Source organism: Neotabrizicola shimadae (genome assembly GCF_019623905.1).
Taxonomy (GTDB): domain Bacteria; phylum Pseudomonadota; class Alphaproteobacteria; order Rhodobacterales; family Rhodobacteraceae; genus Neotabrizicola; species Neotabrizicola shimadae.
In genome coordinates this window covers 935189-955166 of the sequence record NZ_CP069370.1, presented here as the reverse complement: position 1 = coordinate 955166, position 19978 = coordinate 935189, and the positions used below count along the sequence as shown (strand labels likewise).

At 67.1% G+C, this 19978-nt stretch carries 19 protein-coding genes; 11 read left to right on the top strand and 8 right to left on the bottom strand.

Features of this window, described 5'->3' with window-relative positions:
• The first annotated feature begins 199 nt into the window (after positions 1–199).
• The 4 genes from purL (at position 200) to grxD (ending at position 3651) form a co-directional block, all read left to right on the top strand.
• Positions 200–2374 carry a phosphoribosylformylglycinamidine synthase subunit PurL gene (gene purL, locus JO391_RS04470; protein ID WP_220662992.1) on the top strand — a complete coding sequence of 725 codons (2175 nt, stop codon included), beginning with the start codon at positions 200–202 and terminating at the stop codon, positions 2372–2374.
• Positions 2371–2862, top strand: a complete 492-nt coding sequence (locus JO391_RS04465; RefSeq protein WP_220662991.1) for a GNAT family N-acetyltransferase — start codon at positions 2371–2373, stop codon at positions 2860–2862. Before purL ends, JO391_RS04465 begins: the two co-directional genes overlap by 4 nt.
• A gap of 175 nt (positions 2863–3037) precedes the next feature.
• On the top strand, positions 3038–3280 hold the full coding sequence (locus JO391_RS04460; RefSeq protein WP_220662990.1) for a BolA/IbaG family iron-sulfur metabolism protein: 243 nt from the start codon (positions 3038–3040) through the stop codon (positions 3278–3280).
• Positions 3281–3291: 11 nt separating this feature from the next.
• Positions 3292–3651, top strand: coding sequence for a Grx4 family monothiol glutaredoxin (grxD, locus tag JO391_RS04455; protein ID WP_220662989.1), 360 nt, complete (start codon positions 3292–3294; stop codon positions 3649–3651).
• A gap of 19 nt (positions 3652–3670) precedes the next feature.
• Here grxD and JO391_RS04450 read toward each other — a convergent pair whose 3' ends face one another.
• Genes JO391_RS04450 through JO391_RS04440 form a run of 3 tightly spaced genes read right to left on the bottom strand, consistent with a single transcriptional unit; the run spans position 3671 to position 4882 of the window.
• The gene (locus JO391_RS04450; RefSeq protein ID WP_220662988.1) at positions 3671–4006 is read right to left on the bottom strand and encodes an MliC family protein; all 336 of its coding nucleotides are present in this window, start codon (positions 4004–4006) and stop codon (positions 3671–3673) included.
• On the bottom strand, positions 4003–4377 hold the full coding sequence (locus JO391_RS04445) for a cell division protein ZapA (RefSeq protein ID WP_220662987.1): 375 nt from the start codon (positions 4375–4377) through the stop codon (positions 4003–4005). Before JO391_RS04445 ends, JO391_RS04450 begins: the two co-directional genes overlap by 4 nt.
• Positions 4370–4882 (bottom strand): hypothetical protein, encoded by a 513-nt coding sequence (locus JO391_RS04440; protein WP_220662986.1) that lies wholly within the window; start codon positions 4880–4882, stop codon positions 4370–4372. The genes JO391_RS04445 and JO391_RS04440 overlap by 8 nt, the downstream gene beginning before the upstream one ends.
• Before the next feature lie 203 nt (positions 4883–5085).
• Here JO391_RS04440 and tkt point away from each other — a divergent pair, with 203 nt between their 5' ends.
• Together tkt and JO391_RS04430 are read left to right on the top strand one after the other, a co-directional pair.
• Positions 5086–7101: a transketolase gene (tkt, locus tag JO391_RS04435; RefSeq protein WP_220662985.1), complete on the top strand. Its 2016-nt coding sequence runs from the start codon at positions 5086–5088 to the stop codon at positions 7099–7101.
• Between the two features lie 67 nt (positions 7102–7168).
• Positions 7169–8227: an HPP family protein gene (locus tag JO391_RS04430; protein WP_220662984.1), complete on the top strand. Its 1059-nt coding sequence runs from the start codon at positions 7169–7171 to the stop codon at positions 8225–8227.
• Between the two features lie 3 nt (positions 8228–8230).
• On the opposite strand, the gene JO391_RS04425 is transcribed toward JO391_RS04430, so the two are convergent.
• Positions 8231–9202, bottom strand: coding sequence for a DUF808 domain-containing protein (locus JO391_RS04425; protein ID WP_220662983.1), 972 nt, complete (start codon positions 9200–9202; stop codon positions 8231–8233).
• A gap of 176 nt (positions 9203–9378) precedes the next feature.
• On the opposite strand from JO391_RS04425, the gene gap (JO391_RS04420) reads away from it, so the two are divergent.
• From gap (JO391_RS04420) to JO391_RS04400, 5 genes are all read left to right on the top strand, one after another.
• The gene (gene gap / locus JO391_RS04420; protein ID WP_220662982.1) at positions 9379–10383 is read left to right on the top strand and encodes a type I glyceraldehyde-3-phosphate dehydrogenase; all 1005 of its coding nucleotides are present in this window, start codon (positions 9379–9381) and stop codon (positions 10381–10383) included.
• A 175-nt stretch (positions 10384–10558) separates the two neighbouring features.
• Positions 10559–11560: a type I glyceraldehyde-3-phosphate dehydrogenase gene (gap, locus tag JO391_RS04415; protein ID WP_220662981.1), complete on the top strand. Its 1002-nt coding sequence runs from the start codon at positions 10559–10561 to the stop codon at positions 11558–11560.
• 99 nt (positions 11561–11659) lie between these two features.
• Entirely contained in the window at positions 11660–14212 is a 2553-nt protein-coding gene (locus tag JO391_RS04410; protein ID WP_220662980.1) for a cation:proton antiporter, read from the top strand.
• 159 nt (positions 14213–14371) lie between these two features.
• Entirely contained in the window at positions 14372–14539 is a 168-nt protein-coding gene (locus JO391_RS04405; protein ID WP_220662979.1) for a hypothetical protein, read from the top strand.
• A 69-nt stretch (positions 14540–14608) separates the two neighbouring features.
• Complete coding sequence (locus JO391_RS04400; protein ID WP_220662978.1) at positions 14609–14779, top strand: hypothetical protein; 171 nt, start codon at positions 14609–14611, stop codon at positions 14777–14779.
• 55 nt (positions 14780–14834) lie between these two features.
• On the opposite strand, the gene JO391_RS04395 is transcribed toward JO391_RS04400, so the two are convergent.
• The 4 genes from JO391_RS04395 to argE form a co-directional block, all read right to left on the bottom strand.
• A complete protein-coding gene (locus JO391_RS04395) occupies positions 14835–16001 on the bottom strand; it encodes a M20 aminoacylase family protein (RefSeq protein WP_220662977.1) in 1167 nt (388 codons plus the stop codon).
• A gap of 13 nt (positions 16002–16014) precedes the next feature.
• Complete coding sequence (locus JO391_RS04390; protein WP_220662976.1) at positions 16015–17190, bottom strand: M20 aminoacylase family protein; 1176 nt, start codon at positions 17188–17190, stop codon at positions 16015–16017.
• Between the two features lie 93 nt (positions 17191–17283).
• On the bottom strand, positions 17284–18627 hold the full coding sequence (locus JO391_RS04385; RefSeq protein ID WP_220662975.1) for an NAD(P)/FAD-dependent oxidoreductase: 1344 nt from the start codon (positions 18625–18627) through the stop codon (positions 17284–17286).
• Positions 18624–19784, bottom strand: coding sequence for an acetylornithine deacetylase (gene argE, locus JO391_RS04380; RefSeq protein WP_220662974.1), 1161 nt, complete (start codon positions 19782–19784; stop codon positions 18624–18626). Before argE ends, JO391_RS04385 begins: the two co-directional genes overlap by 4 nt.
• Positions 19785–19978 lie beyond the last annotated feature (194 nt).

Here is a 19978-nt window from a genome sequence, read left to right as displayed (position 1 = left end):
CTCGGATCCTTCCGGTTAAGGCCGCGCGGCACGATTGCCCGCGATCCTAAACCAAGGACGCGGGGTCGCGCAGGATTTCGACATTCACCGCACGGGACCCGCGAAATTTCTCACGGAAATCCGGTGCCGCGCGGGCAGAGCGGTTTGCCCTTCGTGCCCCTTTCCCTTAAGACGCCCGCAAGCTGCCGAAGGGGATGCCATGCAAGAGCCCGCCATCACGCCGGAACTGGTCGCCGCCCACGGGTTGAAGCCCGACGAATACGACCGCCTGCTGGGAATCATCGGGCGCGTCCCGACCTTCACGGAACTGGGCATCTTCTCGGCGATGTGGAACGAACATTGTTCCTACAAATCGTCGAAGAAATGGCTGCGCACCCTGCCCACCACCGGGCCGCAGGTGATCTGCGGGCCGGGCGAGAATGCGGGCGTGGTCGATATCGGCGATGGCCCCGATGGCAGAAAACTGGCGGTCATCTTCAAGATGGAAAGCCACAACCACCCCTCCTACATCGAACCGCATCAGGGCGCGGCCACCGGCGTGGGCGGCATCCTGCGTGACGTGTTCACCATGGGCGCGCGTCCCATCGCGGCGATGAATGCGCTGTCCTTCGGCGAGCCCTCGCATCCCAAGACCGCGCATCTGGTCAAAGGCGTGGTCGAAGGCATCGGTGCCTATGGCAATGCCTTCGGCGTTCCCACCGTGGGCGGCGAGGTCCGCTTCCACCGCAGCTACAACGGCAACTGCCTGGTCAATGCCTTCGCGGCCGGCCTCGCCGATGCCGACAAGATCTTCTACTCGGTCGCCTCGGGCGTGGGGATGCCCGTGGTCTATCTGGGCGCCAAGACCGGCCGCGACGGTGTGGGCGGCGCCACCATGGCCAGCGCCGAGTTTGACGACACGATCGAGGAAAAGCGCCCCACCGTGCAGGTGGGCGACCCCTTCACCGAGAAGTGCCTTCTGGAGGCCTGCCTTGAACTGATGACGACCGGCGCCGTCATCTCGATCCAGGACATGGGCGCCGCGGGCCTCACCTGCTCCGCCGTCGAAATGGGCGACAAGGGCAACCTCGGCATCAAGCTGCAGCTCGACGACGTGCCGCAGCGCGAGGCGAACATGACCGCCTACGAAATGATGCTCTCCGAAAGCCAGGAGCGGATGCTCATGGTCCTTCGCCCCGAAAAGGAAGACGTGGCGCGGGCGATCTTCGAAAAGTGGGATCTCGATTTCGCCATCGTGGGCGAAACCATTGCCGAAGACCGCTTCCTCATCCTGCATGGCAACGAGGTGAAGGCCGACCTGCCCTTGTCGAAGCTGTCATCCAGCGCGCCGGAATATGACCGCCCCTGGGTGGAAACTCCGCCCGCCGCCCCGCTTGGCACGGTCCCCGAGATTGCGCCCCTCGCCGGCCTGCGCGCACTGATCGGCGCGCCCAGCTATGCCCGCAAGTCCTGGGTCTGGGAACAATACGACTGCCAGGTCGGCGCCGATACCGTGGTCACGCCCGGCCTGCCCGCCGGCGTGGTGCGCGTGCACGGCACGAACAAGGCGCTCGCCTTCACTTCGGACGTGACGCCGCGCTATGTGAAGGCCAACCCGTTCGAGGGCGGCAAGCAGGCCGTGGCCGAAGCCTACCGCAACCTCTCCGCCGTGGGCGCCCTGCCGCTGGCCACCACCGACAACCTGAACTTCGGCAACCCCGAAAAGCCCGAGATCATGGGCCAGTTCGTCGGCGCCATCAAAGGCATCGGCGCGGCGGTCAAGGCGCTGGACATGCCCATCGTCTCGGGCAACGTCTCGCTTTACAACGAAACCGACGGCAAGGGCATCCTGCCCACGCCCACCATCGGCGCGGTCGGGCTGATCGCCTCGCTGGACCAGATCATCGCCGGCCGCCCCACGGCAGGCGACCTGGCGGTGGTCGTGGGCGAAACCGCAGGCCATCTCGGCCAGTCGGCGCTTCTGGCCGAAGCCTTCGGCATCGAAGAGGGCGATGCCCCGCCCGTTGACCTCGCCGCCGAAAAGCGCAACGGCGAATTCGTGCGTGCCTCGCACGACCTCATCCGCGCCTGCACCGACCTGTCGGATGGCGGCCTTGCGCTGGCCGCCTTTGAAATGGCCGAAGGCGCGGGCCTCGGTCTCTGGCTCGAAAGCGGCGAGATCGCCACCCTCTTCGGCGAGGATCAGGCGCGCTATCTTCTGTCCATCGCGCCCGAGAAGCTGCCCGCGCTGAAAACGGCCGCCGAAGCGGCCGGCGTTGCCCTGTCCGTGGCGGGACAATTCGGCGGCAACGACGTGACGCTTGGCACCGAATCCGCCCCGCTGGCCGAACTTTCCACCCTCTACCGCAGCGCCTTCGCCCTGGCCGTGGCATGAGCCTGCGCCGCGCGACGCCGGAGGATTTCGCCTTCATCCGGCGTCTCGCGCAGCGCCCCGAGAATGCGCCCTTCATCTCGGATGAAGACGAGGCGGGGCTGGCCGCCTATCTGGCCGACCCATCCGCGCACCTCCTCATCTGGCAGGAAGGCGGTCGCGCGGCGGGCTTCGCCCTCTTCTGCGAAATCGGCGATCCCTCCGGTCGGGTGGAACTGCGCCGCCTGGCACTGGACCAGACCGGCGGCGGCCGCGGCCGCGCCCTCATGTCCGCGCTGATTGCCTATGGTTTCGATGTGCTCGGCGCCCGGCGCATCTGGCTTGATGCCTCGGGCGAAAATCTCCGGGCGCAGCATCTCTACCAGGCGGTCGGCTTCACCCTCGAAGGCCGCCTGCGCAACCACTGGTTCCGCCCAAGTCTTGGTCGCTCGGTCGATCTCATGCTCTACGGCCTGAACCGCTCGGACCTGGCGCCCGCGGAAAAGTCTTAAGTCCAAGTTAAGACGCGCCCGCAAGCCCTTGATTTTTAAGGGCCGGGAAAGTGTCCGAGCTCGGACGCTCTCTCGCCCCGCCCCGCCCCCCTTGGCGGCGCCCCTTGCAGGCCCTTGCAGCCACCCGGCGGCGGCCCTAAGTCTTTGGCCTCAGGATAACCGGAAGGACTTGCCCATGGCGATGGAAGCCCACGACATCGAGGCCCTGATCCGCGCCAGCTTCCCGCAGGCGAAGATCACCATCACCGACCTCGCCGGCGACGGCAATCACTGGGCGGCCGAGGTCGTCGACGAAAGCTTCCGCGGCATGAACCGGGTCCAGCAGCAGCGGGCCGTCTATGCCTCGCTGAAGGGCAAGATGGATGGCGCGCATGGGGAACTCCATGCGCTGGCGCTGACCACCAAGGCGCCGGAGTGAAAGGAAACGCGATGAGCGCACAGGACCAGATCCGCGAGACGATCGAGAAGAACGACGTCGTCCTCTACATGAAGGGCACCAAGATGATGCCGCAGTGCGGGTTCTCCTCCCGCGTGGCCGGCGTCCTGAACTACATGGGCGTCGACTTCCTCGACGTGAACGTGCTGGCCGACCCGGACGTGCGGCAAGGCATCAAGGACTTCTCGGACTGGCCGACGATCCCGCAGCTCTATGTGAAGGGGGAATTCGTCGGCGGCTGCGACATCGTCACCGAGATGACCCTCTCGGGCGAGTTGGACGCGCTGTTCGACCAGAAGGGCGTGACATACGACAAGGACGCCGCCAACAAGATCCGCGAAGCCAACGCCTGACGCGGGCACTGCCGGGCCGTCAGGCCCGGCACCCCGCCAGCACCACATCCACCACGCCCCGCTCGCCATCCCGATAGCTGAGCGTGCCGGTTTTCCCGTCCGTGTCCCAGATGTGGTACGACCCATCAGAGGGCCAGGAATAGCGCAGCCCCGGCGTGTTCGGGTCCAAGAGCAAGGTCTCGGGCCCGTCCCGGTTGATCATCGCGGACGGCGGGTCGGCCCTGGTGTCGTACCGGACAACCAGCTGCTCGCCACCCGCACAGGTGTAGGTCACCGTGCCGTCAGGCACCATGATCTCGCCCGGAGGCGGAACGCACCCGGCCAGCAGCAGAAGCAGGACCACGGCACGGTTCATGCCTGCAGGCGCTCCTCCATAGCTGCGGCCAGAGCCTCGGTCCGCGCAGCAATTTCGGCCAGGGTCTCGCCCACCTGCGGCGGGATCACCGCCACTTCCACGCGCTGCGGCGCCGGTTCGGGCCGGGCCTCCAGCTCGGCGATCCTCGCGCGGGCCTGGCGAAGCTCGTCCTCCACTCCCGCGGCCTTGTCAGCCACCATCAGCCCCGCCATCAGCAGCATTCGCGCCTCGGGCAGGCGGCCAAGCTGCGACATCAGCGGCTGCGCCTCGGCATCCATCATGGCAGCGGCGGCGCGCAGGAAATGCTCTTCTCCGGGCTGACAGGCAACCTGAAAGCCCTTGCCGCCGATCGTGATCGTCACTTCAGGCATCTTCGCCGGTCTCCGGGATCAGGGGTTCCAACTCGTCGAGGATCTCGTCCAGAAGCGACAGCTCGGTCAGCCGCGTGGCACGCAGCGCCTCGGTTTCGGCGAGAAGCGCACGGTTGATCATGGCTGCATCCGGCATGCCGTCGGTCACCGCCTCGCGCAATGCACGCAGCGTCTCGCGCAGCTGCACCACGGTCTTGCGCATCCGCTGCAGTTCCAGGCCCTGCACGTCCAGCTGCTTGGTCATGCGCTCGACCTTGGCGGCCAGAAGCGCCTGGGTCTGGCCGGTCACCGCCTTTTCCCGCGCGGCCCGCAGCTTTTCGGTCAGCTGCGCATTGATGAACCGCTCTTCCTCCAGAGCTTCGCGCAACTGGGTCACTTCGGCCGGATCGGCAACGGGCTGAGCCGCCGGCGCCGCCGGCACCTCGGGCGCCAACCCTTCGATGCCGCGCCCGATCCGGTCCAAGGCTGCAGCGATGCGGCGTTCCAGTTCGACGAGTTCCTGCATCCCCGTTCCGTCCCCCCGCCGGCTTTTCCGGCGTCATTGCCCGGAGCGAATCGCGCCAGGGGCTTGTTGCATTCATATTAGCGCATCACCGGGGGGCCAATGCCAGCCTTTCCGCCCAAGGCCTTGCGAGCCGCGCTTGATCTTGCGTCCTCGCGCCGGTAAGGCCAGCCGGACCAGCCAGCCCGCGCGCAAAGGACCTCGCCTTGGATATCGAGACGCTCCGCTCCCGCCACCCCGATCACTGGAAACTTGCCTGTGCCATCCGCACCCTTACGCTGGATGCGGTTGCGGCGGCCAATTCGGGCCACTCCGGTATGCCCATGGGGATGGCCGATGTGGCCACGGTCCTGTTCGGGCGCCACCTGAAGTTCGACCCGACCGCGCCGAACTGGCCTGACCGCGACCGGTTCATCCTGTCGGCCGGCCACGGCTCGATGCTGTTGTACGCGCTGCTGCATCTGACCGGCTATGCCGACATGACGCTGGACCAGATCAAGGCCTTCCGCCAGTGGGGCGCCATCACCGCGGGCCATCCCGAATTCGGCCATGCGGGCGGGATCGAAACCACCACAGGGCCGCTTGGCCAGGGCATCGCCAACGCCGTGGGCTTTGCCATCGCCGAGGAAAGCCTGCGCGCCCGGTATGGCGCGAAGGTGATGAACCACCACACCTATGTGATTGCGGGCGACGGCTGCCTGATGGAGGGCGTCAGCCACGAGGCCATCGGCCTTGCCGGCAAGCTGGAACTGTCGCGCCTGATCGTGCTGTGGGACAACAACGGCATCACCATCGACGGCAAGGTTTCGATCTCGGACATGACAGACCAGAAGGCCCGCTTCCAGGCGGCCGGCTGGGACGTGTTCGAATGTGACGGCCATGACCCCGAAGACATCGACCGGGCGCTGGTCAAGGCGAAGAAATCGGCGCGTCCCTCGATGATCGCCTGCAAGACGCATATTGCGCTTGGCTCTTCGGCACAGGACACGTCCAAGGGTCACGGCGCCCTGACGGATGCCAAGCTGATCGCCGATACCAAGGCGGCTTACGGCTGGCCCTATGGCCCGTTTGAGGTGCCGGCCGATGTGCGCGAAGGCTGGGTCGCCATTGGCGCCCGCGGCGCTGCGGCGCGTGCCGAATGGGAAGCGCGCCTCGCTGCCGTGCCCGCCGCCCGCAAGACCGAGATCGAGCGCATGTTCTCGGGCGAGGTGCCCGCAAAGCTGGGCGCCGCCATCCGCAAGCTGAAGAAGGCCGCCGCGGACGAGGCGCCAAAGCTTGCGACCCGTTCGGCGAGCGAGAAGGTGCTGGCCGCGGTCAACCCGATCCTGCCGGAAACCATCGGCGGTTCGGCCGACCTGACCGGCTCGAACAACACCAAGACCGCCGACCTGGGCGTCTTCACGCCCGAAGACCGCAAGGGCCGCTATGTCTATTACGGCATCCGCGAACATGGCATGGCTGCCGCGATGAATGGCATGGCGCTCCATGGTGGTGTGCGGCCCTATGGCGGCACCTTCATGTGCTTCACGGACTATGCCCGCCCGGCCATGCGCCTGTCGGCACTGATGGGGATTCCGGTCGTCTATGTGATGACGCACGATTCCATCGGCCTTGGCGAAGATGGCCCGACGCACCAACCGGTCGAGCATCTGGCGATCAGCCGCGCCACGCCGAACACCTGGGTGTTCCGCCCCGCCGACCTGACCGAAGTGGCGGAAGCCTGGGAAATCGCGTTGACCTCGCAGCAAACGCCCTCGGTTCTGGCACTCAGCCGGCAGAACCTGGTGGCCGTGCGCAAGACCTATTCCAGCGCCAACCTCACCGCCCGCGGCGCCTATGTGCTGGCCGAGTCCGAGGCGCCGCGGAAGGCGATCCTGATCGCCACCGGGTCGGAGGTCGAAATCGCCATAAAGGCCAAGGCCGCACTGGAAGCGGATGGCATCGGCACCCGCGTCGTCTCGATGCCCTGCATGGAACTCTTCGCGGAGCAGGACGAGGCCTATCGCAAGCGCGTGCTGCCCGCCGGCCCTGTTCGGGTCGGCATCGAGGCCGGCGTCCGCCAGGGCTGGGACCGCTGGCTTCTGGGCGAGCGGGCGCGGCCCGGCAAGGCGGATTTTGTCGGCATGTCCACCTTCGGCGCCTCGGCGCCCTATGACCGGCTGTACAAGGAATTCGGCATCACCGCCGAAGCCACGGTCGAAAAGGTCAAGGCGCTTCTCTGATCCAGGGGCCGCCGGCCCCGCCCCGCCGCCCTCCTGCCGGGGGGCGGCTTCATTGGGAGAGCGTCCCATGCGGCGCGTCCTGCGCGGCCTTGCGCCCGCCCTTGCCGCACCACACGCGCTTGACACCGTTCGAGGTGCCTTGGGCGCAGGGGCGGGCCTTGGCCTGGTGGCCCTGGCGTCAATGCTGGCGCCGGGCTGGCTGCACCTGATCGCGCCCTTTGGCGCTTCGGCGGTGCTGATCTTTGCTGTGCCGAACTCGCCTCTGGCGCAGCCCTGGTCGGTCGTCGTGGGCAATGCCGTGTCGGTTCTGGCGGCACTGGCCGCTCTGGCGTTGCTGCCTGCCAGCCCTGTCGTGCCTGCCCTGGCCGTAAGCGCGGCCATTGCCGCCATGTTCCTGACGCGCAGCCTCCACCCTCCCGGTGGGGCCGTGGCGCTCTTGATGGCGCTGGACCCGGTGGCCGCCCTGGCAGAGCCAGCCCATTCCGTTCTGCCCGTCGTGCTGGGCAGTGCGGCGCTGGTTCTGGCAGGCATGGGCTGGCACCGGCTGACGGGCCGGGTCTATCCCTTCCGCCAACCGGCTTCTCCTGGCCCGCATGGAACCCGTGACCCTGCCCCGCCGGACCGGCTTGGCCTGCCTCCTTCGGATCTGGCGGCCATCCTCGACCGTTTCCGCCAGTCACCGAACCTGGGCGTGGCCGATCTGGCCCGACTGGTCGGCGCTGTCGAAGAGATGCTGGCAGCACGTCATCTGTCCTGGGCCGCCTGCGCCGAGATCATGTCCCGGGACCTGGTCACCGTAGGCCCGGATGCCCCCCGCGAGGAAATCGCCCGCACCTTCGCCATGCGCGGCTTCCACAGCCTGCCCGTGACGGAACGCGACGACCGGCTTGTGGGTGTCATTTTCCAGATCCATCTCATCGCTCGTCTCGCCGCCGGCTCCGCCGCCGAACTCATGGCAACTGGTTTGCCCTCGGTCGGACCGGGGACGCCGATCGGAACGCTTTTGCCCCTTCTCTCAGATGGCGGGATCGAGGCTGTGCCCGTGCTGGAAGACGGCAGACTGGTGGGGATCGTCACCCGCACAGATCTGATCGCCGCCCTTACGCGCGGGCTGGCGAGGACCTGACAGCTAGTGCGCCGCGCCCTTCCCGGTCAAGCGGCCCACCAGCGGCCCGATGACCCTTGTCGCCACGGGGATCAGCACCAGCCCCAGCGCCAGCCCCGCCAACCCGTCCAGTGCCGCCGTTACGCCCCACTGCACTGCACCGGCCGCCTGCGGCACGGCATGGGCGGCGGATTCGGCGATGTGATGGATCGTCTCGTAGGGCCAGGGCCACAGATGCGTGGCCTCCAGCCCGTGCAGCACGATGGACCCGCCGACCCAGAGCATCGCCGCGGTGCCCACGGCGGACAGCACGGCCATGAACTTCGGCATCCCCTTCACTAGGCCGCGCCCGAAGGCCCGCGTCAGCCCGAGCCGGCCGCGCCGGGCCATGAACAGCCCCAGGTCATCCATCTTCACGATCAGCCCGACCGCACCATAGACACCCACTGTGATGCCGATGCCGACGACTGCCAGCGTCACCGCCTCGGTGACCAGCGTGCTGTCGGGGATGGCGGCGAGCGCGATCGTCATGATCTCGGCCGAAAGGATGAAGTCGGTCTTGATCGCGCCGGCGATCTTCGCCTCTTCCAGGTGGCCCGGATCCTTGGTGTCGAAATCCTCTTCAACCCCGTGTTCAGCGTGGGGGAACAACAGATGGAACACCTTCTCGGCGCCCTCGAAGCAGAGGTAGGCCCCGCCCAGCATCAGAAGCGGCGTGATCGCCTGCGGCAGGAACTCGTTCAAGAGCAGGGCCGCGGGCAGAAGGATGACCAGCTTGTTGCGCACCGATCCAAGTGCGATGCGCCAGATGATCGGCAGTTCGCGCTCGGCCGAGAAGCCGTGGACGTATTTCGGCGTGACCGCCGCATCGTCGATCACCACGCCTGCGGCCTTGGCCCCGGCCTTGGCTGCCGCGCCGGCGATGTCGTCCACCGAGGCCGCCGCGACCTTGGAAATCGCCGCCACATCGTCCAGAAGCGCCAGAAGCCCGCTCATCCCGTCCTCGTCATCCTGCTCGGCGGACCCTAGCCGCCCTTCTGCCCCAGGCCAAGCAGATCGTTAGCGATAACGGCGCCCGTTTGCGTTAACATACGGAAATCATGTCGTTTTCCTCCTTTTCGCGCCCGCAGCATGAGGCTATCGGGATTGGGAACAGAGAGTCGGAGACGCGCATGACCATCACCGTCGGGATCAACGGCTTCGGCCGCATCGGCCGCTGCACCCTCGCCCATATCGCGGAATCGAACCGCAATGACGTGCAGGTGGTGGCCATCAACGCCACCGGCCCGGTGGAAACCAACGCCCACCTGCTGAAATACGACAGCGTGCACGGCCGCTTTCCCGGCACGGTCAAGGTGAAGGACGGCGCGCTGGACCTGGGACGCGGCCCGATCAGGGTCATGTCCACTTACAATCCCGAGGAACTGGACTGGGGCGGCGTGGACGTAGTGCTCGAATGCACCGGCAAGTTCAACGACCGGGCCAAGGCCGCCGTGCATCTTGGCCGCGGCGCCCGCCGCGTGCTGGTCTCGGCTCCGGCCAAGGCCGCCGACAAGACGGTGGTCTATGGCGTGAACCACCGCGCCCTGACCGCCGACCATCACGTCGTCTCGAACGGCTCCTGCACCACCAACTGCCTCGCACCGCTGGCCAAGGTGCTGAACGATGCCATCGGCATCGAGTCCGGCATCATGACCACGATCCATTCCTACACCGGCGACCAGTCCACCCTGGACCGCCGTCACGGCGACCTCTACCGCGCCCGCGCCGCCGCCATGGCCATGATCCCCACCACCACCGGCGCGGCCAAGGCCATCGGCGAGGTTCTGCCGGAATTGGCGGGAAAGCTCGACGGCTCGGCCATCCGCGTGCCCACGCCGAACGTGTCGGCCGTGGACCTGACCTTCGTCGCCGCCCGCAGCGTCACCGTGAAGGACGTGAACGAAGTCGTGCGCGAAGCTGCCGCGGGCTACATGGGCATGGTCCTGGCCTATGACCCGGAACACAAGGTCTCGATCGACTTCAACCACACCACTCATTCCTCGATCTTCGCCCCCGACCAGACCAAGGTGGTGAACGGCCGCACCGTGCGTGTGCTGGCCTGGTACGACAACGAATGGGCCTTCTCCTGCCGCATGGCCGACGTGGCCGGCGTGATGGGGCGCCTGCTGAACTAGCCCCGAGAGCCCCGTTGCAGGCGCGGGCCAGACCCGCGCCCATTTGTCCTCCTGAAATGCTGGCCTTTCCGGTGCCGTCGCGGCAAACTCTGGTTGCATTTTGGGCCGCACTGCGGCTGTTAGCGCTATCACACACGGCGCCGCGAGTCGCGGGCGCCCAGCTAAGGGAGTGGACATGACCGTCAAGGTAGCCATCAACGGCTTTGGCCGGATCGGACGGAACGTGCTGCGCGCCATCATCGAGTCGGGCCGCACCGACATCGAGGTTGTCGCCATCAACGACCTCGGCCCGGTCGAGACCAACGCGCATCTGCTGCGCTTCGATTCGGTTCACGGCCGCTTCCCCGTGACGGTCACCACCGGCCCCGACTGGATCGACGTTGGCCGTGGCCCCATGCAGGTGACCGCCATCAAGAACCCGGCCGACCTGCCCTGGGCCAATGTCGATGTCGTCATGGAATGCACCGGCATCTTCACCTCGAAGGAAAAGTGCCTGCCCCACCTGGAGAACGGCTCCAAGCGCGTGCTGATCTCGGCCCCCGGCGACGGCGCGGACAAGACCATCGTGTACGGCGTAAACCACACCACGCTGACCAAGGACGACATCGTGGTGTCCAACGCATCGTGCACCACCAACTGCCTTGCCCCGGTGGCTTCGGTGCTGAACTCGGTGATCGGGATCGAGAAGGGGATGATGACCACCATCCACTCCTACACCGGCGACCAGCCCACGCTCGACACCATGCACAAGGACCTGTACCGCGCCCGCGCCGCGGCGCTGTCCATGATCCCCACCTCGACCGGCGCCGCAAAGGCCGTGGGTCTGGTGCTGCCCGACCTGAAGGGCAAGCTCGACGGCTTCGCCATCCGCGTGCCCACGCCGAACGTCTCGGTCGTGGACCTGAAGTTCATCGCCAAGCGTGCCACCTCGGTCGACGAGATCAACGCCGCGATCAAGGAAGCCGCCGATGGCCCGCTGAAGGGCATCCTCGGCTACACCATGTTCAAGAACGTCTCGTCCGACTTCAACCACGACAGCCATTCCTCGGTCTTCCATATGGATCAGACCAAGGTCATGGACGGCACCTTCGTGTCGATCCTGTCCTGGTACGACAATGAATGGGGCTTCTCCAACCGGATGAGCGACACCGCCGTCGCCATGGGCAAGCTGATCTGACCCGGACTTTCCCGGCGATCTGAGCCTCTGTAACGGGCCGGTCATGAAACGTGACCGGCCCGCCTGTTTTTCTTGGGTACCAGTTGGTTATGGTGCGGCATGGATATTGCGCTGCTTCTTTCCGTCCTGTCGGGCCTCTTCGTCGTCATCGGCCTGGCCGAGCCGCTGGCGGCCCGGCTGCGCCTGCCCGTCTCGGTTGTGCTGGCCGCCATCGGCATCGCGCTCGGCCTTGGCGCTGGCTGGTTCTACTTCACCACCTATACCGACGCGCTGAACGAGGTTGCGCTGGCCATCCTCACCTTTCCGGTGGGCTCCCAGGTCTTCATCTATGTCTTCCTGCCAACCCTGATCTTCCAGGTTGCGCTGACGCTCAATCTGCGCCGCATCATGGACGACTGGGTGCCGATCCTGGTGCTGGCCGTTGTCGCCGTGGCCGTGGCCACCTGGGTCATCGGCTTCGCGCTCTACCCCTTCTCGGGCCTGCCTCTGATCGCCTGCCTGCTGATCGGTGCCATCGTCTCGACCACCGACCCCTCGGCCGTGGTCTCGATCTTCCGCGCCACACCCGCCCCGCAGCGGCTGGCGCGTATCGTCGAAGGTGAAAGCCTCCTGAACGACGCCGCCGCCATCGCGCTGTTCGGCGTGTTCCTGACCGATGTTCTCCTGCGCGAGACCGAGCCCGCCATCGGAACTGCGCTCCTGCGTTTTCCGGGCCTGATCCTTGGCGGCGCCGTCATCGGCTGGCTGGTCGCGCGGCTCGCCATGGCGCTGATCGGCCGCATTGGCGGCTGGCCGCTGGCGCAGATTTCCATTTCCATCGCCCTGCCCTACGCCGCTTTCCTGCTGGCAGATCAGTTGGACAGTTCGGGCGTGGTGGCCGTAGTCGCCGCGGGCATGACGCTGAACTTCCTGTCGGCCGGACGCATGTCGCCCCCCGCCGCCGAACGGATGCACGACACCTGGGACCTCCTGGCCTACTGGGCGGGGTCACTCATCTTCATCATGGCCGCGCTCCTCATCCCGCGGCTCATGCGGGACGTTCACCTTGCCGACCTGGGCCTGGTCCTGATCACCGCCGCCGCCGCCTTCGTCGCGCGCGCGCTGATCCTGTTTGGGATACTGCCGCTTCTGACCGCGCTCCGGCTGTCTCCAAAGGTGGAACGGCCCTACCGCATTGCCATCCTCTGGGGCGGGTTGCGCGGCGCCGTCACGCTCGCCCTTGCGCTTGCAGTGACCGAGGACTTTGGCGTCCCGGTCGAGGTCAAGCGTCAGGTCGGTATCATCGCCACCGGCTTCACCCTCTTCACCCTGCTGGTGCAGGGCACCACCCTGCGGTGGGTCATCTCCAGGCTCGGCCTCGACAAGCTGTCGCGGCTGGATCGCGCGCTTGGCGACCAGGTGGTCGCCGTGGCGCTGCAATCCGTGCGCGAGACGGTGGCCGACACCACGAAAAGCCTGTCGCTGACGCCCGCCATCGTCCGTGACGAGGCGGTGCGCTATGGCGACCGGCTGGCCAAGGCGGTGGAGCGGGCCGACGAGGCGCAGGACATCCTCGACCGCGACCGCGTGACCCTGGGCCTCATCGCGCTCGCGGGGCATGAGCGTGAAGTCATCCTTGCGGCCTTCCGAGACGAGATCCTGCCCGCCCATCTGGCCGAACGGATGCTGGCTGACGCCGACCGCCTGGTCGAGGCGACGCGGCTTTCCGGCCGGCACGGCTATCGCACCGCCGCCCGCGCCGCGCTGCGACCGGACCGGCTGATGCCGCTGGCCGGAACGCTGCACAACCGGCTTCGGTGGGGGCGGCTTCTGTCGCGACTCAGCGGCGACCGGTTCGAGATGCTGATCGCCCGCCTTCAAGTGTTGCGGCAGCTGCATGGCTTTGTCGAAGGCCGGATCGTGCGAATTCACGGCAAACGTGTTGCAGCCCTGCTACACGACCTTGTGGACCAGCGCGTCACAGACACTGACAAGGAGCTGGAGGGCCTGCGCCTGCAATTTCCCGGCCATGCCGAAGAACTGGAGCGCCGCCTGATCCGCCGCATCTCGCTGCAAGAAGAGGTGAAGGAATACGAAGACCTCACCGAAGACGGGCTCATCGGACCCGAGCTCAGAGCTTCGCTGTTCACCGACCTGAACCGGCGCCGCCGCGAACTGGCGCAGCGCCCCCGCCTGGACCTTGCCCTGCAGAAAACCGATATCGTGGCGGCCTTCCCATTGTTCGAAGACATGGAACCCGCCGACCGCGCCCGGCTTGCCAAGGCGCTGCGCACGGTCTACGCGCCGCCCGGCAAAGTCCTGTTCAGAAAAGAAGATATTCCAACCGAGGTCTATTTCATCGCTTCTGGCGCGGTCGAAGTGCTGCGCGCGGGATCGAAGTCCCTGGTCGGCCAGCGCGTGCTTCTGGGCCGCGGCGAGATGTTCGGCCAACTCTCGATCCTGACACGGACACCCCGCCGCGCACGCATCACGACCGTGACGCATTGCACCTTTCTCACCCTGGACGAGGCAAGGTTCATCGACCTTCTGGGCCGCCATCCTGCCCTGACCGAAGCGGTCGGCCGCAACGCCGCAAGCCGTGGCGTCAAGCTGGACCTCGCCAACCTTCCCCCGGCCCGTCCTCGGCGCCTTCGCCTGCTCGGCAAAGCCTGACCCCCGCACTAGCCATGCACTGAGCGCATGGCGGAGCGGCGCGCTTGGGCGTTGTTAGCGGTATCATTCCGTCCCAAATCTTGGTCACGCGGCGGGAAACACTGATGGAAGACAGCCGGGAAGGGTCCTGGCACCGCTGCGGATACGAAAGGACAGACCATGATGACCGTGATCGAAAAGCTGAAGGCCGCCGCGCGCAACCGGGCTCTTTATGTCCAGACGCGCGACGCGATTGCCCGGCTGCCGCACGACCTGGCGCTGGACCTCGGCCTTGACCCCGCCGACGCCAAGCGCATCGCGCGCGACGCCGTCTATGCCCGGGCCTGACGCCCGATCCCCATGATGGCGGGGCCCGGCCAAATGGCCGCCCCGCCCCCGAACCAAAGGACGAACGACATGTTGACCGTGATCCACAACCTGAAGGAAGCCGCCAGCCGCCGCAGCCGTTACTGGCAGATCCGCGACGAGATTGCCGGCATGACCCGCCGCGAGGCCGCCGACATCGGGATCTTTCCCGAAGACGCCGACCGCATCGCCTGGGAAGCCGTCTATGGCAAGGCCGCCTGAGGCCCCTTCAACCGCATCGTGACGGGCCGCCCCTCGAAGGGCGGCCCGTTCCGTTTCAGGCCGCCGGCATCCGCGCCTCGACCATGCCGGCATACCAGCTGGATCCGAAGGGAATGGCACTGTCGTCGAAATTGTAGGCCGGGTGGTGCACCATCGCGGTGTCGCCATTGCCCAGGAAGATATAGGCGCCGGGGCGCTCGTTCAGCATGAAGCTGAAATCCTCGGCCCCCATCAGCGGCGCGGTGTCCGTGTCCACATGACCCGACACCGCCTTGGCCACCCTGGCCGCGTAATCCGTGTTCTCGGGCGTATTCATCGTCACCGGATAGCCGCGCGCATAGGCCACTTCGCCGCGCGCCCCAAGCGCCATGGAGGTGCCCTGCACGATCTCGCCGATGCGGCGCTCCACAAAGTCCTGCACCGCCGGATCCATGGTCCGCACGGTGCCCTTCATCTTCACCACCTGGGGAATCACGTTGTGCGCGGGGCTGTCGGTTTCCACCACGCAGACCGAGACCACCACCTGCTTCAGCGGGTCCACGTTGCGACTGGCAATGGTCTGCAGCGCCACGATCACATGCGCCGCGACCACCGTGGTATCCACGCAGTCATGCGGCTTGGCCGCATGGCCGCCCTTCCCCGTGATGGTAATGTCGAACTGGTCCGCCGCGGCCATCATCGCGCCCGGCCGGATCGCGAAATGACCCACAGGGATGCCGGGCATGTTGTGCATCCCGTACACCTCCTGGATGCCCCACCGATCCAGCATCCCGTCCTTCACCATCTCGCGCCCGCCGCCGCCGCCCTCTTCCGCCGGCTGGAAGATCACCACCGCCGTGCCGTCGAAGTTCCGCGTCTCGGCCAGGTACTTCGCCGCTCCCAGAAGCATCGCCGTATGCCCGTCATGGCCGCAGGCATGCATCTTGCCCTTCGTCTTGCTGGCATAGGGCAGGCCCGTCTGCTCGATGATCGGCAGGGCGTCCATGTCGGCGCGCAGGCCGATGACGCGGCCCGCGGTATCGGTCTTGCCCTTGATCACGCCCACCACGCCGGTGCGCCCGATCCCTTCCACCACCTCGTCACAACCAAAGCCGCGCAGCAGCTCGGCCACCCGGCCCGCCGTCCGGTGAACCTCGAACAGAAGCTCGGGGTTCTCGTGGAAATCCCGCCGCCAGGCGGTGATCTCGGGCAGAAGCTCGGCGAAACGGTTCTTCACGGGCATGGGCGGGGTCCTTTCAGGATCGCAGGGGCAGGCGCTGTTCGACCAGCGTCACGAAATAGCTGCACCCGACCGGAATCGCGGAATCGTCGAATTCATAGGCCGGATGATGGCATTGGGCGCTGTCGCCATTGCCCAGAAAGACATAGGCGCCCGGCCGGGCCTCCAGCATATAGCTGAAATCCTCGGCCGGCATGATCGGTGGCGTGTTGCCGTCCACCCGGTCCGGCCCGACCACGGCGGCAGCCGCCGCAACGGCATGACCCGTGTTCTCGGCCGCATTGACCGTGACCGGATAGCCGCGCTCATAGATCACCTCGGCCTCCGCGCCAAAGGCCGCCGCGGTCGAAACCGCCACCGCCTTCACCCGTTCTTCCGCCAGATCGCGCATCCCGGCATCCAGGCAGCGCACCGTCCCCGCCATCTCGGCGCGGTGCGCGATGATGTTCGACGCGCCGCTGTCGGTGCGGAAGGTGCCCACCGTCACCACGACCGAATGCAGCGGATCGACATTCCGCGCCACGATCGACTGCAACGAAACGACAATCTGGCAGGCCGCCAGCGTGGTATCCACCGCCCGGTGCGGCTCGGCCGCATGACCGCCCCGCCCCGTCACGACGATACGGAACTCGTCGGCCGAGGCCTGCAAGGGCCCGGACCGCGTGGCGAAGGACCCGACAGGAAGGCCAGGCGCATTGTGCAGCCCATAGATCTCGTCGATGCCGAAGCGGTCCATCAGCCCGTCCTGGATCATCGCCAGAGCCCCGGCCTCGCCCTCCTCCGCCGGCTGGAACACCACCACGACACTGCCGTCGAAATTGCGCGTCTCGGCCAGGTGTTTCGCCGCACCCAGAAGAATGGCCGTATGTCCGTCATGGCCGCAGGCATGCATCTTGCCCGGCACGGTGCTGGCATGGGGCAGCCCGGTGATTTCCGTGATGGGCAGCGCGTCCATGTCGGCGCGCAGGCCGACGACCCGGCCCGATCCCAGCGCCCGTCCCCGGATCACGCCGACCACACCCGTCCGCCCGATGCCTTCAACCACCTCGTCGCAGCCGAAGTCGCGCAAAAGCCCGGCGACCTTGGCCGCCGTGCGATGGCAGTCGAACATCAGCTCCGGATGCGCATGAATGTCCCGCCGCCACTCGGTGATCTCGTGCAGCAACTCGGCAAAGCGGTTTCTTACAGGCATGTTTCGGCTCCTGGCCACGGCAGACGGGGGGCCGTCTTCCCCCCGAGGATACTTGAAGGCAGAAAATGGCGCAGTCTACCCGGCATGACCAGATCAGAGCGCGGGTCCCGGCGCGACCTTCGTGCCGTCGGAAAAGCGTGACAGGCGGAACCGGTGCAGATCGTGCCCTACCGGTCGGTCGGCCACCAGATCCGCCACCACGCGGCCAATCCCCGGCCCGATGCCGAAACCATGCCCGCTCATCCCCGTGGCGACCACCAGCCCCGGCAATGCGGCGGCGCGGTCGATGACCGGCACCACATCCGGCATGGTGTCGATCATTCCCGCCCAGGCCGCTTTCAGTCGCGGGCGGCCGATCTGGGGAAATGCCGCCGCAAAGCTGTCCTGCACCCGGTCCAGTGTCCCGCGGTTGGGGCGCGGGTTCAGCACCCGGATGCGCTCGAAGGGGCTGGTCTCGTCGGCCGACCAACGGCGCGGCGTGGTCCAGCCATCAGGATAGCCCGAAGGCGCGGCGGGACGGAAATGGGTAGACCGGAAATCCTCTTTCAGGACAGGCAGATAGAAGCCGAAGTTGCGAAAGGCATCCGGCCCGATGAAGAAGTCGTGCTCCGCCCCCGGCGCCAGAGTATAGCCGCCGTCTGCCCGTCGGCGGAAGGCGAAGTGGTTGTCGCAGGCCGCGCCTGCGAAGACTTCGGGCAGTGGCTCGCTTGCCGCGACCGAGGCCAGCACGGCCAGTTGCGGGATCTTCACGCCATGCGCGGCCAGAAACAGCGAGGACCAGGTCCCCCCCGCCACCACGACCTGTTCACAGCCGATGCGGCCCTGTTCCGTCACCACCCCGGTGATGCGCCCGGCCGAAATGTCTAGTGCCCGCACCGCGCAGTTCTCGATGATCACCGCGCCGCGCCGCACGGCCCCCATAGCCAGCACCGGCACCGCCGCCCAGGGCTCGGCACGGGCGTCCGAGGCGGTGAACATCGCCCCCGGCCAGTCGGCGCGGGCCTGCGGAATCATCCGCGCCACCTCGGCGCGCGACAGCATCCGCGTGTCCACGCCCTGCGCCTTGGCCTCGGGCAGCCAGGATTCGAACCCGGCCAGATCAGCCTCGGTATTGGCCAGATACATCACGCCGGTGCGCTGATAGCCGATGGCGTCGCCGAATTCCTGCGCAAGGCTCGCCCAGATGCGCTGCGCCTCGACCATGATGGGCAGTTCCGCCGGGTCGCGGCCCTGCTGGCGCACCCAGCCCCAGTTGCGGCTGGACTGTTCTCCCGCAATGCGGCCCTTTTCGCAAAGCACCACCTTCAAGCCGCGCTCGGCCAGGTGCCATGCGGTCATCACGCCGACCACGCCGCCTCCCAGAACCACGACCTCCGTGCGCGCCGGGGGCGGCCCCGGAAAGCGGATGGGGGTCGCCTCGGAAATCGGAAAGGTCATCTCAGCGCCTCCAGCAGCCGCTGCATGAAGCGGTGGCCCGCCTCGAATTCGGAAACCGCCAGCCATTCGTCGGGCTGGTGGGCCTGCGCGATGTCGCCCGGCCCGCAGACCACGGCAGAGTAGCCTCCGGCCTGAAAGTGCCCGGCTTCCGTTCCGTAGGGCACCGTTTCCACGGTGTTTTCCCCGGTCAGCCGGCAGGCCAGCGCCTCAGCCGCGCCCTCCGCTTCGGGCACCAGCGGCGGGGCCACGAAGAACCGCTCCACCGTGATTCCGGTCGTGGGCGCCACCTTCTGCATTGCCTGCGTCAAGCGTGCCGCCTCTGCGCGGAACGCGCCTTCCCAGTCCTCCAGCGTCTCGCCCGGGACCACGCGCATCTCGAAGGCAAAACGGCAGTCGGCTGCGGTGATGTTATGCGCCGTGCCACCCTCGATCATGCCGGTGTGAAGCGTGGTGAAAGGCGGATCGAACATCGCCGCCAGCGCCAAGGGCGGCCGTGCTTGCACCTCGGCATTGCGGTCGTTGATCCAGCCGATCAGCCGCGCCGCCTCCATGATCGCGCTGACGCCATAGGGCAGCAGCGAGGAATGGACCTCGTGGCCCTTCACCTTCACCCAATAGCCCGCGCCGCCCTTGTGGCCGGTGATGACCTTCATCCGCGACGGCTCGCCCACGATGACCTCGCGCGCCTTGGGCAGCGCCCCGGCCATCACCTCGATCAGTGGCGGCGCGCCCAGAAGCCCCAGTTCTTCGTCATAGCTCAGCGCCAGTTGCAGCGGCCGCGCCACGCCAAGCCGATGCGCCTCGACCAGGGCCCAGATCGCCAGTGCATCGAATCCCTTCATGTCGCAGGTGCCGCGCCCGTAAAGCCGCCCGTCCCGCTCCACCACCGTCCAGGGGTCCGTGGTCCAGGGCTGCCCGTCCACCGGCACCACGTCGGAATGGCCCGACAGCACCACGCCGCCGGGCTTCCAGGGGCCGGCATGGGCGAACAACCCGGCCTTGGTGCGCTCCTCGTTCCACTGCCGCCCGGTCACCAGGCCATGCCCGCGCAGGTAGTCCTCCAGCCAGTCCACCAGGTCCAGGTTCGACCCCCGGCTGACGGTGGGAAAGGCGACCAGGCGCGACAGCAATTCGCGGGGCGACAGGACTTCGGGCAAGGCACACTCCATCGGACCCGCCGAACGTGGCCGCGCCCGCCGGCAGGGTCAAGCCCCGCCCCTCCAGCGCCTTACGCAACGGGAGTCCCGCATCCCGCCTTGCGGCAACGCGAAAAATGCCCCAAGGTCCGCACAAGCGACCGGCGATGCCCCCGTCAGAGGGGTGCGACCGGCGAAAAAGACGTGAAAAACAA

What these genes read in the sequence shown, in the direction of transcription:
- JO391_RS04395 (WP_220662977.1), bottom strand. Translation starts at nt 16,001, where the DNA reads ATGCCCGTGAAGAACCGTTTCGCCGAGCTTCTGCCCGAGATCACCGCC.
- gap (WP_220662981.1), top strand. Translation starts at nt 10,559, where the DNA reads ATGACCGTCAAGGTAGCCATCAACGGCTTTGGCCGGATCGGACGGAAC.
- JO391_RS04400 (WP_220662978.1), top strand. Translation starts at nt 14,609, where the DNA reads ATGTTGACCGTGATCCACAACCTGAAGGAAGCCGCCAGCCGCCGCAGC.
- gap (WP_220662982.1), top strand. Translation starts at nt 9,379, where the DNA reads ATGACCATCACCGTCGGGATCAACGGCTTCGGCCGCATCGGCCGCTGC.
- JO391_RS04390 (WP_220662976.1), bottom strand. Translation starts at nt 17,190, where the DNA reads ATGCCTGTAAGAAACCGCTTTGCCGAGTTGCTGCACGAGATCACCGAG.
- JO391_RS04460 (WP_220662990.1), top strand. Translation starts at nt 3,038, where the DNA reads ATGGCGATGGAAGCCCACGACATCGAGGCCCTGATCCGCGCCAGCTTC.
- JO391_RS04385 (WP_220662975.1), bottom strand. Translation starts at nt 18,627, where the DNA reads ATGACCTTTCCGATTTCCGAGGCGACCCCCATCCGCTTTCCGGGGCCG.
- grxD (WP_220662989.1), top strand. Translation starts at nt 3,292, where the DNA reads ATGAGCGCACAGGACCAGATCCGCGAGACGATCGAGAAGAACGACGTC.
- JO391_RS04425 (WP_220662983.1), bottom strand. Translation starts at nt 9,202, where the DNA reads ATGAGCGGGCTTCTGGCGCTTCTGGACGATGTGGCGGCGATTTCCAAG.
- JO391_RS04410 (WP_220662980.1), top strand. Translation starts at nt 11,660, where the DNA reads ATGGATATTGCGCTGCTTCTTTCCGTCCTGTCGGGCCTCTTCGTCGTC.
- purL (WP_220662992.1), top strand. Translation starts at nt 200, where the DNA reads ATGCAAGAGCCCGCCATCACGCCGGAACTGGTCGCCGCCCACGGGTTG.
- JO391_RS04450 (WP_220662988.1), bottom strand. Translation starts at nt 4,006, where the DNA reads ATGAACCGTGCCGTGGTCCTGCTTCTGCTGCTGGCCGGGTGCGTTCCG.
- JO391_RS04405 (WP_220662979.1), top strand. Translation starts at nt 14,372, where the DNA reads ATGATGACCGTGATCGAAAAGCTGAAGGCCGCCGCGCGCAACCGGGCT.
- JO391_RS04430 (WP_220662984.1), top strand. Translation starts at nt 7,169, where the DNA reads ATGCGGCGCGTCCTGCGCGGCCTTGCGCCCGCCCTTGCCGCACCACAC.
- JO391_RS04445 (WP_220662987.1), bottom strand. Translation starts at nt 4,377, where the DNA reads ATGCCTGAAGTGACGATCACGATCGGCGGCAAGGGCTTTCAGGTTGCC.
- JO391_RS04465 (WP_220662991.1), top strand. Translation starts at nt 2,371, where the DNA reads ATGAGCCTGCGCCGCGCGACGCCGGAGGATTTCGCCTTCATCCGGCGT.
- JO391_RS04440 (WP_220662986.1), bottom strand. Translation starts at nt 4,882, where the DNA reads ATGCAGGAACTCGTCGAACTGGAACGCCGCATCGCTGCAGCCTTGGAC.